The 12,808-nt window shown below is 67.3% G+C and carries 13 protein-coding genes; 6 read left to right on the forward strand and 7 right to left on the reverse strand.

What is annotated here, in order from left to right; translation table 11 throughout:
• Nucleotides 1–23: 23 nt before the first annotated feature.
• Together ACFVMC_RS29730 and ACFVMC_RS29735 are read left to right on the forward strand one after the other, a co-directional pair.
• Nucleotides 24–200 carry a DUF2613 domain-containing protein gene (locus ACFVMC_RS29730; protein ID WP_379215739.1) on the forward strand — a complete coding sequence of 59 codons (177 nt, stop codon included), beginning with the start codon at nucleotides 24–26 and terminating at the stop codon, nucleotides 198–200.
• Nucleotides 197–1,255, forward strand: a complete 1,059-nt coding sequence (locus ACFVMC_RS29735) for a DUF3068 domain-containing protein (protein ID WP_379215741.1) — start codon at nucleotides 197–199, stop codon at nucleotides 1,253–1,255. Before ACFVMC_RS29730 ends, ACFVMC_RS29735 begins: the two co-directional genes overlap by 4 nt.
• A 345-nt stretch (nucleotides 1,256–1,600) precedes the next feature.
• Here ACFVMC_RS29735 and ACFVMC_RS29740 read toward each other — a convergent pair whose 3' ends face one another.
• Nucleotides 1,601–2,368, reverse strand: a complete 768-nt coding sequence (locus tag ACFVMC_RS29740; protein ID WP_379215743.1) for a helix-turn-helix domain-containing protein — start codon at nucleotides 2,366–2,368, stop codon at nucleotides 1,601–1,603.
• A 110-nt stretch (nucleotides 2,369–2,478) separates the two neighbouring features.
• Between ACFVMC_RS29740 and ACFVMC_RS29745 the strand changes: the two genes are divergently transcribed.
• Nucleotides 2,479–3,342, forward strand: a complete 864-nt coding sequence (locus tag ACFVMC_RS29745) for an alpha/beta fold hydrolase (RefSeq protein WP_379215745.1) — start codon at nucleotides 2,479–2,481, stop codon at nucleotides 3,340–3,342.
• 123 nt (nucleotides 3,343–3,465) lie between these two features.
• Here the strand turns inward: ACFVMC_RS29745 and ACFVMC_RS29750 are convergent, their stop codons facing one another.
• The 3 genes from ACFVMC_RS29750 to ACFVMC_RS29760 form a co-directional block, all read right to left on the reverse strand.
• Nucleotides 3,466–4,254: an alpha/beta fold hydrolase gene (locus ACFVMC_RS29750; protein ID WP_379215747.1), complete on the reverse strand. Its 789-nt coding sequence runs from the start codon at nucleotides 4,252–4,254 to the stop codon at nucleotides 3,466–3,468.
• Nucleotides 4,255–4,382: 128 nt separating this feature from the next.
• Complete coding sequence (locus ACFVMC_RS29755) at nucleotides 4,383–5,585, reverse strand: cytochrome P450 (RefSeq protein WP_379215749.1); 1,203 nt, start codon at nucleotides 5,583–5,585, stop codon at nucleotides 4,383–4,385.
• A gap of 150 nt (nucleotides 5,586–5,735) precedes the next feature.
• Nucleotides 5,736–6,770: a LacI family DNA-binding transcriptional regulator gene (locus ACFVMC_RS29760; RefSeq protein WP_379215751.1), complete on the reverse strand. Its 1,035-nt coding sequence runs from the start codon at nucleotides 6,768–6,770 to the stop codon at nucleotides 5,736–5,738.
• Between the two features lie 170 nt (nucleotides 6,771–6,940).
• Between ACFVMC_RS29760 and ACFVMC_RS29765 the strand changes: the two genes are divergently transcribed.
• Nucleotides 6,941–8,587 (forward strand): glycoside hydrolase family 13 protein, encoded by a 1,647-nt coding sequence (locus tag ACFVMC_RS29765; protein WP_379215753.1) that lies wholly within the window; start codon nucleotides 6,941–6,943, stop codon nucleotides 8,585–8,587.
• Nucleotides 8,588–8,729: 142 nt separating this feature from the next.
• Nucleotides 8,730–8,942 (forward strand): hypothetical protein, encoded by a 213-nt coding sequence (locus tag ACFVMC_RS29770; protein ID WP_379215755.1) that lies wholly within the window; start codon nucleotides 8,730–8,732, stop codon nucleotides 8,940–8,942.
• 20 nt (nucleotides 8,943–8,962) lie between these two features.
• On the opposite strand, the gene ACFVMC_RS29775 is transcribed toward ACFVMC_RS29770, so the two are convergent.
• The 3 genes from ACFVMC_RS29775 to ACFVMC_RS29785 all read right to left on the reverse strand — a co-directional run bounded on the left by ACFVMC_RS29775 (nucleotide 8,963) and on the right by ACFVMC_RS29785 (nucleotide 11,372).
• Nucleotides 8,963–9,802, reverse strand: a complete 840-nt coding sequence (locus tag ACFVMC_RS29775) for a GNAT family N-acetyltransferase (RefSeq protein ID WP_379215756.1) — start codon at nucleotides 9,800–9,802, stop codon at nucleotides 8,963–8,965.
• Between the two features lie 67 nt (nucleotides 9,803–9,869).
• Entirely contained in the window at nucleotides 9,870–10,613 is a 744-nt protein-coding gene (locus ACFVMC_RS29780) for a hypothetical protein (protein ID WP_379215758.1), read from the reverse strand.
• Nucleotides 10,614–10,619: 6 nt separating this feature from the next.
• Nucleotides 10,620–11,372 carry a DUF4239 domain-containing protein gene (locus tag ACFVMC_RS29785; protein WP_379215760.1) on the reverse strand — a complete coding sequence of 251 codons (753 nt, stop codon included), beginning with the start codon at nucleotides 11,370–11,372 and terminating at the stop codon, nucleotides 10,620–10,622.
• A gap of 430 nt (nucleotides 11,373–11,802) precedes the next feature.
• On the opposite strand from ACFVMC_RS29785, the gene ACFVMC_RS29790 reads away from it, so the two are divergent.
• Nucleotides 11,803–12,630, forward strand: a complete 828-nt coding sequence (locus ACFVMC_RS29790; RefSeq protein ID WP_379215761.1) for an LppX_LprAFG lipoprotein — start codon at nucleotides 11,803–11,805, stop codon at nucleotides 12,628–12,630.
• Nucleotides 12,631–12,808 lie beyond the last annotated feature (178 nt).

Raw genomic sequence — 12,808 nt, forward strand, 5'->3', positions numbered from 1 at the left:
ACCGCGCAATTGGAGTTCGATCTATGAAGTTTGTCGTCCCCGGTATGGTCAGCGGTCTGGCCGGCGCGGCACTCGGAGTGATTGCCGTTCTCGGCATCACCGCGGGCGCGCAGCAGAATTCGACCCCGGGGCCCGACAGCTCCGAGTCCGGTGATCCGGGCTCGTCGCTGCTCGGCAGCGTGCAGTACGGCTCGCGATGAGCAACGTGCGCAGGCTCATCGCCTGCGTCCTCGTCGGGCTCGGCGCGCTGCTGCTCGCGGCCGCCGTCATGATCCCCACCTACACGGTCGGCAAGGTCGCCAAGACGCCGCTCGACCTGCGGATCACCACCATCGCCAGGAGCGTTCCCGGCGAGGAAAGCCTTGTGCTGGACGCGAAGTCGCTCACCGCGACCGAGGGTGCCGCCAAGGTGAACATCGACGTGCCGCTCGTTTCGCAGCGCTTCCTGACGATCGAGGAGCCCTCGGACGCCGATAAGATGACCCTCCAGGCCGGCCAGACTCTGCGTCGCGACGACCGGGACCCCAAGGACGGTCTGCTCACCGCCTCGGTCGACCGCGTCACCATCGACCGCGTCACCGGCGCGCCGATCGACGCCTCGCCCAATGGTTCGATCGCCGTGGCTCAGGACCCCTGGTCGGGCGCCGCGATCGCCACCGAGCAGCAGCGCCGCGGCCTGCAGTACCGCTTCCCGATCGGGACCGAAAAGAAGACGTACCCGTACTTCGATCTCAACGCCCGCGCCACCCATGACATCGATTTCGTCGAGGAGTCGGAGATCAACGGCGTGCCGGTGTACCACTTCCGGCAGACCATCCCGGTGACGAACATGTGGGACGTCGTCAAACACCCGTCCCACCAGCTCGCGCTGCCCGCCGCCAAGTGGGGCCTCGAGGGCACCGAGCCGGTCACCATGACCCGCTTCTACACCAACACCCGCGACGTGTGGGTGGAGCCGAAGACCGGCGCCGTCCTCAAGGGCGGCGAGAACATCCACATGTACTACGGTCGCAGCGCGGGCCAGGTCGACGTCGATATTCTGAAGTCGCACCTCGTCTTCGACGAGGAGACCATCGAGGCCCAGTTGGCCGTCACCCAGGAGAGCTTGGACAAGCTCAGCCTGTTCGGCAAGACCCTGCCGATCGTCCTGGGCATCCTCGCAGCCCTGCTGCTCATCGGCGGCGCGGTTCTCGGATTCAGGAGCGCAGGCTCGGGGCATCGGTTCGATCCCCCGACCGCCGGCAACAGCCCATGATGCTCGCGACCCGCGTGACCTCCCGGGAACCCGAGAGGTCACGCAGGAAGCGTTCGACATGTCAATGATACTGAGCGCCACGCAAACTCGACCCGAGCGGCGCTGCGTCGGCAAGGCCGTCGACAGCCACATGGCCCGCGCCAGCACTACACCAAGATCAGACGACACATCGAAGGGGCTCGGATTCCGGCTTCGGTGCCACTTGAACATCGCGTGGCCAAGACCCGTAGTTGATGAGCAGAGGAATGCAGAACGTACGAGCCACGCATCTCGACGGCCCGCTCGTGGTGCTGTCATGTAAGCGCTGGTCTCGAAAGGTGTTGTCCTCGTCAGGTCCCCGAAATCTTACCCCCGAGCAAGCAAGACCTCGGCTGTTGCGGTGTCGCCAGGGAAATACGATTCGACGGCCAGTTCGGCGACGGTGACATCGGTGGGGCGGGAGAAGGTCGTGAGGGTAGAGATGAAGGCGAGATCGTGCCCCTCGACACGAATGCGCACAGGAACAGCAACACTTTCACCCGGGTCGGTCTCGGCCTCGCCTCCGGGATAGCCCCGAACTTCGTCGTACAACTCGGCCAGGGCCGGACTCCCGGTACGCGCCACCTGGCGGCTCAGATTCACGATCACCTGGGCACGCAACTCCGGCAGGTTCGTGATTGCCGGGGCGAGGCCGTCCGGATGCAGACTCAGCCGCATCAGGTTGACCGGAGGTTCCAGCAGGTGCGGTGCCGCACCGGATCCCAACCAGACCGCCGCGGGGTTCGCGTTGATCACATTCCACTCACCGTCGAGGACCATCGCCGGGAAGGGCTCGTGCGCGAGGAGAATTCGATCGAGGGCGTTGCGCACCGGGTCGAGAGCTGCGGCGACCAGCTCACGTTCGGGGAACGATGGCGCGAATCCCGAGGCCAGCAAAAGATCGTTGCGGACGCGCAGGGGCACCTCCAGCCGATCGGCCAGGTGTAGCACCATCGACCGGCTCGGCGCGGCCTTGCCCGTTTCGATGCAGCTCAGATAGCGCGCCGAGACCGCCGCGCGCAGCGATAACTCCAGTTGCGACAAGCCGCGACGTTGCCGCCACAGACGCAACTGCGCGCCGACGGTATTGCCCATGCTCGTCGACATTACCGGCGCGGTTCGCATTGGCCATGACCTAACAGGTCATGGCCACCCTGCACAATGCCTGGCAACGTTGCCGTCGGACACAACACAGGGAGGCACCGATGTTCGGTTCGCGAAAGTATCTCGATATTCCGCAAGGCACGATCGGCTACCACGAGATCGGCCACGGCGCGGCCGTCGTCCTCATCCACGGCGTCGCTTGCAACGGCTCGGCTTGGCGCGCTGTCGCACCAGCTCTTGCCGATCAATGGCGTTGCATCGCACCGGATTTCCCGATGGGTTCACATTCGCCGGCGGTGCCGGACGCCGATCTGAGCCTGCCAGGGCAGGCCGAGATCGTCGTCGGTGTGCTCGACGCGCTCGGACTCGATCGCGCGGTCGTCGTCGGCAACGGATACGGTGCGGACATCGCGCAAATCGTCGCCGCCCGCCATCCCGACAGGGTCGCGGCGCTCGTGCTCGTCGCGTCGAACGTCGACGATTCCTATCACTGGACCGCGAAATCTCTGGTCGCACTGGCGAAGCTGCCCGGCGCCGAGGCGATGACGCGCAGGCTACTACCGCATCGAGCATTCCAGCGCCTGCCCATCACCTATGGCTGGGTGACCAAGCGCCCGATCCCCGACTCGATCATGGCCGAGTACGTCGGGCCGGCGGTGCACGACCGCGCAATCCGCCGTGACCTGCATCGATTCTTGCGTGAGGTGACTCCGGAACATCTCGCCCGAGCATCCGCGCACGTACGCCGCTTCGAACGCCCAGCGCTGGTCGTATCGCCCGACGAGGACAAGCTCTTCCCCCGCGAAGCCGCCCGGAAACTGGCCGCCGACCTACCGCTGGGCGAATTCGCGACGATTGCCGACTCCTACGCGTGGGTGCCCGAAGATCAGCCCGCCGAACTCGTGCGGCTACTTCGCGAGTTCCTGGCCACGGCGGTTCGTTCAGGCACCACAAACCATCCGTGAAAGCATGTCGGTAACGCTCTGCTGGTCCTGGAAGCAGTTCACGAATCGCGCCGGCCTTTCATGGCCGGAGCAACCGGCCAGCAGAAGGAGCCGTCCCAGCCGCACAGCCCCCGCGAGGCCGGTTCAGAGCTTGCTCAGCGCCGCTTCGATGAGGTCCGCCGTGCGGCGCGGCTGGGCAATGAATGCCACATGGGAACCGTCCACCTCCTCGGTGATCGCACCCATCCGGTCGGCCATGAAGCGCTGCGCCTGAGGGGAGAGGGCGTTGTCGTGCCGGGCGATCTGGTACCAGGACGGAATGGACTTCCAACCCGCCCCCGCGGCCTGCTCGGCGAATGCCGCTGCGGCGATGGGCCGTTGGGTCAGGCTCATCGCCAGGGCCAGTTCGACGGGAAGGTCGGCACAGTACGACTCGTGGAAATCGGCCACGTCGATGTAGAGGTCCGGGCCGCCTGCGGCGTCGTGTGCCTCGTAGGAGGTCGACCGTATGGTCTCGGCCAGCATCGAGGGCGGGAACGTGGCAGTGAGATCGGCACAGCTTTCGCTCTCGTCGAGGCCGAACGCGGCGAGGTAGACCAGACCCGCCACGTTGTCGAGACCGGCGGAGGCCTGCGTGATCACGGCACCGCCGTAAGAGTGCCCTACCAGCAGGACGGGGTCGTGGATTTCACCAGCGACCGCGTGGACCACGGCCGCATCACCGGCCAGGCCCCGCAAGGGGTTCGGCACCGCGACGACGCGGTGTCCCGCAGCCGTCAGGTCGCGGATCACCCCCGTGAATCCGGAGGCGTCGGCAAAGGCTCCGTGCACCAGGACGACCACGGGCGCGCCCGATTCGGTCGGCTGGACGGGTTCGGACATGATTGGCGCCTTGTTCGCACCGGTCACCGGCGCGATCTTCTGTTTGCTCACGCCAACGATCTTGGTGCGGACTCGGGTCGTGCGTCCAAGACCGACCGGGTGGGCGGCGATACCGCCCGGGTATCGATAGTGGTCAGCGTAGGCATGCACTGACGCGGTGGACACGCGGGAGCTGCCCGCTACCAGGTCACCGGCAGGGCTTTCGGGCCGCGCACCAGCAACCCGGTCTTCCACGGCACCTCCTCGATCGGAGCCGCCAGGCGGAGGTCGGGGAAGCGCCGTAGCAGAGTGGCGATCGCGATCTGGAGTTCCAGACGGGCCAGTTGCGCGCCGAGACAGTGATGGGCGCCGTGTCCGAAAGCCATGTGCGGGTTGGCTGTTCGTGTGAGATCGAGCTGCTCGGGGTCGGCGAATACCGACTCGTCGCGATTGGCCGCCTGGGTGTTGACGAACACCGCCTCCCCCGCCCGCACCGTGACGCCGCCGAGCTCGACGTCCTCGGTGGCGACGCGGGCGAATGCACCGCCGGACCCGAGCTGGACATGACGTAACAATTCCTCGATCGCGCCCGGCACCAGATCGGGGTTGTCGCGCAACAGCTTCCAGTGCCCGGGCTCGGTGAGCAGCACGTAGGTGAAGTTGGCGATCTGATTGGCGGTGGTCTCGTGCCCCGCGATGAGCAGCCCGAGTCCGAGGTTGACCAGTTCGGTCTCGCTGAGCCGGTCCTCGGCATCACGGGCGGCGACCAGCGCGCCGAGCAGGTCGTCCGCGGGTTGGGCGCGTCGCTGCGCGATCAGTTCGGCCAGATAGGTTTCCAGCTCGCCGCGAGCCAGGCCGATCTGCTCGCGGGTGTAGGCGGTGGTCGAGAGGATGGCGTCGGAGAAGTCACGGAACCGGCGCTGGTGTTCGGTGGGCACGCCGAGCATCTCGCAGATCAGGGTGACCGGCAGCGGTAAGGCGAACTGCCGCACGATATCCGCGGGCGGCCCGGTCTGCTCGATCGTGTCGAGCAGACCGTCCACGATCTCCTGGGCACGCGGCCGCAGCTGTTGCACGCGCCGCCCGGTGAAGGCCTTGGCGACCAGTTTGCGCAGCCGGGTGTGCTCCGGCGGATCCATGCTGAGCAACGAATCACCGCGCGGCGGTTCGGGTGTCACCCGCGGGATGTCTTCGCGATCCACGGCCAGCGCTCGACTGAATCGCGGGTCGGCCAGTACCAGCCGGACATCGTCGTAGCGGGTGAGCAGCCAGCCCTCCCCGCCGTAAGGCAATCGGATGCGTGCGAGGGGCTCCTCCCGGCGCAGACGAGCGAGCAGCGGGTGCATCTCGAGCCGGACCGGTTCGCCGAACGGATAGTCGCGAACCTCGAAGTCGGTGGTCATCACGCTCTCCTTCCGGAGTGGAGCGGGCCGCACGGAAATCGTTTCCCTAGCTAAGTTAAGGCGGGCGGCGCAGTCCGTCAACGCACGAGTGCCGTTACCGGCGTGGGCAATTCGCGTCGATGCAGGCGGGCGGCCGAAGGAACCCGGCGGCTAAACCTCGGCGCTCGACGCAGTCGGCGTGCCGGTCGCACCGGGCGCGGCGGTCGTGCGCCGGTAGACGATGCGGTCGGCGCGCAGGGCCTCGGTCGGCAGTGGTGTGCCGTCGCGGAGGTGGTCGGCGATCGCCGCGGCGGCGCGGCGGCCCTGCTCGCGGGCCGGTTGTTCGACCGTGGTCAGGTCGAGCATCTCGGCGATGGGATGATTGTCGATGGCGACCACGGACATGGATCCGGGGATCGAGAGCTGGGCTCCCAGCCGGAGTGTGCGCAGGGCGCCCGCGGCGATCTCGTCGGAGTGGCAGAACACGGCGGTCGGCGGTGTGGCCAGGCCGAGCAGTCGCTCCATCGCCTCGGCGCCTTCCGCGATGCCCCAGGGGACGGTGGTCACATACTCGTCCCGCTCGGCGATTCCCGCCCGCGCGAGCTCGTTGCGGTAGCCCGTGTGCCGATCGACATCGGCATCCCAGTTTCCGCCCTCCAGCGATTGGGTCCGGATCATCGCGATCCGCTCGTGCCCGAGGTCGGTCAGATGTCTGACCGCTCGCTCGGCGGCGTCGACATCCCGGAAGCCGACCGAGGGCAGCCCTTCGGCATGCGCACCCACGCCGAGCACCGGAAGTCCGCTGCGGGTGAGCTGTTCCCGGTCGGCTTCGGTCAGCGGGGCGGCGATGATGATCACCGCGTCCACGGTGCGGCGTGCGGCGAGACCGCGGAAGAACTCGTGCCGCCGCGCGGCGGTGTCGAGGCAGTGCAGCAGCAGATCCAGCCCGGCGGCCCGCAGTTGGTCGTGGATGCCGGCGACGACGCTCGAGTAGAACCAGGTCTCCACGACCGGGGTGACGACCGCGACCCGGCCGGTGGTCTCGATCGCGATCGGGTAGGCCAGTTCGGCGGCGGCCTTTCGGATTCGCTCGCGCACGCCCGGCGAGACGCCCGGTTCGTCGCGCAACGCCCGGGAGACGGTGGCGATCGAGACATTGCCGACATGGGCGGCGATGTCGGACATGCGGACGCGTTTCGGACTCACATCTTCGAAGTGTAGCGGTTGAGCAAATTCCTTGCGTAACGAAATTTCCTATGTGCCAGCGAAACCGGGGGTTAGGCACACTCTTGACACCGCATCGGACCACGCCCACACTGGGATTTGTTACGTCCGAATCTGCGTAATACGCAAATATTTTCGTTCAGGTTGTGAACATGGACATCGAGCAGTGGTGGCAGAACGCGGTGGTCTACCAGGTCTACCTGCGCAGCTTCCGAGACGACAACGGCGACGGCATCGGCGATCTCGCCGGTCTGCGCGCGGCCCTCCACTACCTGGTCGAACTCGGTGTCGACGCGATCTGGATAGCTCCGTGGTACCCGTCCCCGCTCGCCGACGGCGGCTACGACGTGGCCGACTACTGCGATATCCACCCCGATTACGGCACCCTGGCCGAGGCCGGCGAGCTCATCGCGGCGGCACATGCGCACGGCATTCGCGTACTCGTCGACATCGTGCCCAACCACACCTCCGACGCGCACCCCTGGTTCGCCGCTGCACTGCGCGACGAACCAGGCACGCGGGACCGGTACTGGTTCCGGCCGGGGCGGGGTGCGGCCGGAACCAGTCCACCCAACGACTGGGCCAGCGTCTTCGGCGGGCCCGCCTGGACGCGGGTGCCGGACGGCCAGTGGTATCTGCACCTGTTCGCCACCGCCCAACCGGACCTCAACTGGCAGGACACCCGGGTGCGGCAGGCCTTCGAACACGTGCTGCGGTTCTGGTCCGAGCTCGGCGTCGACGGGTTCCGCATCGATGTCGCGCATGGGCTCGCGAAGGATCCCGACCTGCCGGACGCGGGACCGCGCCCGCCCGCGGGCCTGATGTCGATAACGAATCATCCAGCGTGGGACCAGGATTCGGTGCACGAGATCTACCGCGCCTGGCGGGCGGTCGCCGACGAGTACACGCCGCCGAAGGTGTTCGTGGCCGAAGCGTGGGTATCCGACAACGCGCGACTGGCCCGGTATCTGCGCGCCGACGAGCTGCATACCGCCTTCCAGTTCGACCTGCTCAAGGCGCCGTGGCGGGCCGAGGTGCTGCGCACGGTCGTCGAGGATGCGCTGACGCAGGCGGTCGAGGTCGGTACGCCGCCGACCTGGGTACTGTCCAATCACGACATCACGCGGACGGTAACCCGCTACGCGCGTTCACAACCCGGGCATCTGGTCGAGGGGCACTGGGAACGCGCCCGCTGGACCTCGGAACCGCCGGACCTCGCACTCGGCCGCCGCCGCGCCCGTGCCGCCGCACTCCTGCAACTGGCTCTCCCCGGCTCCGCCTACCTCTATCAAGGCGATGAGCTCGGCCTGGAGGAGTTCGAGGACATGCCGAACGAGTCGCGGCAGGACCCGAGCTGGCCGCAATCCGGATACACCGACGTCGGACGCGACGGATGCCGCAGCCCCCTGCCCTGGTCCGGAAACGCTGCCCCCTACGGCTTTTCGACCGGAAAGCCATGGCTGCCGCAGCCCTCGGGCTGGACGGAACACACCGTCGAGCACCAGGCAGCCGATCCCGATTCGTTCCTGCGGCTCTACCGCGCGGCCCTGGCCGAGCGCCGCGTGAGCTGGGCGGTGGCGGGCGATCTGCGCTGGCTGCCCGCCCCACCCGGAGTGCTGGCGTTCGCGCGCGGCGCACACCAGTGCTGGGTGAACGTCTCGCCGGATCCCGTCCAGCTGCCGCGCGAGGCCGAGGTCGTTCTCACATCGCAACCAGGTGTGGGCGCGACGTTGCCCGTCGATACCACCGCGTGGGTTCGTACCCACCGCCCGAACGCTGCACCCGGGCGGCTCCGGTGATACCCGAACGCTGCGCCCGGGCAGTTCCGGTACCGGAGCGCCGCGAATCGTGGTGTGCCAGCGTGTTCCCGCACTCGTACAGCCCGTTCGCCTCGGGCCTGTACGCGCCCAGCCGGCCGTGAGCCCCCTGAGGAGAAACACCATGAGCTACAACAACAAACGTCCCGACAATACGGACAGACTCTACGAACAGGTCGCCGCGTTCGAAGCGAACCTGGAATCGGTCCGGCTGCGCCTCCAGGACGCGCCCGAACATGGCGGCGGACCTGCCTGGGACAGAGAGCTCGCCCTGGAATCGGTCAGCCGCGTCGCCGGGCACTTCAAACTCATCGTGGCCCTGAGCCTCAGTATCTGACCCGGTGGCGGCGCTCCGGGTCATCCGAGTTCGAGTGTGGTCGTGCCGAAGACCCGGTCCACACGATGCTGGCGCACCGGCCCCGTGTACATTCGCGCGGTTTCGAAACTCGATGTCAGGCCGCATTTTTCGACCAGCTGGACCGCGGGCTCGTTGCAGAGCGGTACGTCCACCGCCAGGGGTCCGTCCGCCAGAGCCGCCAGCAGATGTCGTGCGTCGTCGTCGGAATCGGCGAACAGTGGGCCGATTCGCATCGAACCACGGGCGGGGCGGATGGTTCCGAAGCCGGTCAGTCGTCCGTCCACAATCCGGACGACGGTCTTGTGGCGCGGGTCGCCGAGCCAGGAGCCGAGGAATCGCGGGCGGTCCGCCGGGACGCAGTCCGAATCGTAGGCGTGCACGAGTGCGGCGTCCTCCGGCGTGAACGCCCGCACCGTGGCATCCGGTGCGGGCAGCCTGGGTACACCGCTGAAACGCGCACTGCGATAGGCGAGTTCGAATCCGCTGCGCCGATAGTTGTCCTGCTGGTCGGGCACCCCGTCCAGTCCGACCACCCGGCTGCCCGCGTGCGCGAGCCCCGCCCGCCAGGTCGCGATACCCAAGCCCTGACCGCGCAGATCCGGCCGCACCAGGTAGAAGCCCAGAAACGCGTACTCCGCACCGTAATTCACCACCGACACGGCCGACACCGGCTCGCCGCCGATCCGGCCGAGGAAGAACCCGTCCGGGTCCTGGGCGAAGAACGAGACCGCATCCTCCCCCGGCGTCCAGCCTTCCGCCTGCGCCCATTCCACGACGGTCGCCCACTCCTCCCGGCGGGCGGGACCGATGACAAGGGCGGGGCGCGCGGCATCCGTCATCCGTTCACCGTAGCTCGTGCGACCTGGCCCGCTGGGGGGCGATCGGAGTATCCCGGCTCCGCCACGCCTACCTCCGCCGACCGGCCGCGACGGCACGCACCGTACTCAGGATGGTGATCACGAGCAGAGTCATCAGCTGAAGCAGGTTGAACGCTTCCGGATCCTCGGGCGGCACGACGCGATCCGGCACCGGACTTCGCGGCGCGGCAACCGGTCTCGGCGTCTCCGGCGTCGGCTCTACGAGCGTCGGGACCGGATCCGCCGGCCCGGGGCCGGGCACCGGGACGGTCGGCAGCGGACCGAGCTCCATCGGAATACCGGGCGGCGACTGGAGCGGCAACAGCAGGCACAGGAGCGCGCTGCCGGTGACCGCGCTGCCGAGCGCGGCGCTGCCGGTACCCGAACCACTGGAGCCCGGGCCGATCAGTCCCGGAATCAATCCGCTGCCGGTGACGCTCCCGGTCGCGCTGCCGAGCATGATCAGGGCACTGCCGAGCGCGAGGCCGCCGACACAGGCCGACTGGACGCTCCCGGCGTCGGGCTGTGGTGGAATATCGGCCGTCACAACGGGTTCCGGTTCCGCGGCCGCAGGTGTAGCGCTCGCGCTCCCGATGCCCAGCGGCCGATAGATCGGCTCCTTGGGCCCCAGCTCCATCGGCGTCCCCTCGAAGGACCCGCTCACCGAGCCGGGTTCCACACTGCCGGTGCCGATCCCGGGAATCCATCCGGGGTCGGCGGTGGCGAGCGGCGGTGTCAACAGGACAGCGGTCAGTGGCAGCGCCGCGACGGCGACTGCTGTGCGATAGCCCATCCCCACTCACCCACTGATCTGGTCGAACCGCGAAAGCGCCAGTTCGAAGGCGGCTTTCGACACGACATTGGATCCGGAGAACGGGCGGTCGAGACCGTAGATGACAGTGATCGTGCCACCGACCACGACCCCGAGCAGCGCCGTCATCACCAGGCTGCGCCGATTGACCACCACCCCGGACAGCACCGCGCTGAACAGCAGCAGAAAAGCGGTGAGCCACAGGGCGAAATAGAGGAAGCCGGGCATGGCCAGGCCCGCGTCCAGCGCGCGATCCACCCGGGACTGCTCGACCGCGTCCAGGCTGGCGAGCACGGCCTCGCGCGGGTCACTGTCCGGGTCGGTGGCTGTCCCCGCGAGCTTGGCGACACCCGTATCCGCCCCTTCGATCACACTCCGTAATTCGTCGAGGGTGGCCTGGGCGGAATCGGCGAGTTTCCGCTGCTCGTCCATCACCGACCATTCCTCGGTGACCACCTGTCCGGTGTACTGCCGCACCAGATTCTGGACGCGAGCGGAATCGGGCAGATCCCCGGCTCCCCGATACACCTCCACCAGCCCTTTGGCTTCGGCCACGGTGTGATTGTGCGCGTTGTCGTAATTCTGCCAGCCGATCACCACGACGAAGGCCGCCACCGCGATGAACAGCGTGTTGATCAATTCCACGACGGTGCCGGGCTCGCCCTCGGGCTCCCGCCATGTCTTGGGACGCAGTCGATCTCCGACCACGAAAACACCGACGGCGACAATGCCCAGAACCACGGGCAGAACCAAGTAACGAACCAGATCGATCATATCGCATGCCCTTTATCTCGAAAAACTCGAATAGGTGCCTGGCTCAGCGCTTTTCGCGCGCGGTCCGATGATATTCGGCCAAATCGACTGGGGCGGAGTGTTTTCGAGGATTGATCTGACCGAATTCGGATGGTTGCGACACGCTGTCGATCGGATGACGAAATCATTACCGCGGAAGGCAGGTGGGCGCGGGCGCGGGCCGATGCGCGCCGGTCGCCGGCGCGGGTTCGCGGGAACGCCGACACCGGACCGGATTCGGCCGTACCTATGCCCCGGTTCACCCCGGGAAACCGGACCGATGAACCCAAAAGTCGGGCGAGTAGTACATACTACTGCGTTGGGGGGCGGCAGATTGCCTCTCACTAGCTGGTAGAACCACACCTCATCAGGGGCTTATATGAGTGACTTGACCACGCGTACGCGAATCACCCGACGACTCCGGGTCGGTCGGCGGGGCATCGCGCCAGTCGTAATGGCGGCGTCGGTGTTCGCCGCGCTGGTGGCCGGATGCAGCTCGTCCGAGACCTCCTCTTCGACCACCTCCGCTCCGCCGCCGTCGCAGTTGCCCGAGGGCACGCAGCTGGTTTCGGAGTGCGCCAAGACCACCCAGACGTTGCAGTCGGTGCACATGGCGCTCGACATCACCAACATTCCGAATCTGCCGATGGAGAAGATCGACGCGGGCGTGACCAATCAGCCCGAGGGCCAGGGGGCGGCCCAGGGTGACGCGAAGATCCGCACCAAGCCGGAGGCGGACTTCATCGAGGCGAAGTTCCTGGTCGTCGACAAGACGCTGTACGCGCTGACCGACGGCTCCACCTACACCAAGATCGGCCCGGCCGAGAAGATCTACGATCCGGGCGTCCTGCTGGACAAGGACAAGGGCCTGGCCAATGTGATCGCCAAGGTGCAGAACGCCAAGGCCGAGGGCCGCGAGAAGATCGACGGCGTCGACGTCGTGAAGGTCACCGGCACCATCAACTCCTCGGTCATCGACCCGATCGTGCCGCGGGCCGCCGAGGGCGCCGAGGATCTGCCGATCACCCTGTGGGTCAAGGACGTCGCCCCGCCGACCACCTCCGCCGCGCCGCTGCCCTCCACGGCCGCGTCGCCGGGCACCGGCCCGAACCTGATCCGCGCAGTCGTGAAGAAGGACCAGGGCGAGATCAAGCTGACCCTGAGCGACCACGGCAAGCCGGTCAACGTGCTCAAGCCCGGCAGCTAGGCGCATCGACCGCGTCCGAGGACCGGTCCGGGAACGTGGGGGCGGCTGCGGCTGTTCCCTTGTTCCCGGACCGGCTTTCCCGTTTTCGGGTGGGTTGCGTTCTACCCAATCCTGCAACGGTTAAACCGGTTTAAGAGATTGTTCAGTGAGATGCAAGCAACCGCCCGGACGATTCTGT

This window comes from Nocardia sp. NPDC127579 (assembly GCF_042672005.1).
Taxonomy (GTDB): Bacteria; Actinomycetota; Actinomycetes; order Mycobacteriales; family Mycobacteriaceae; genus Nocardia.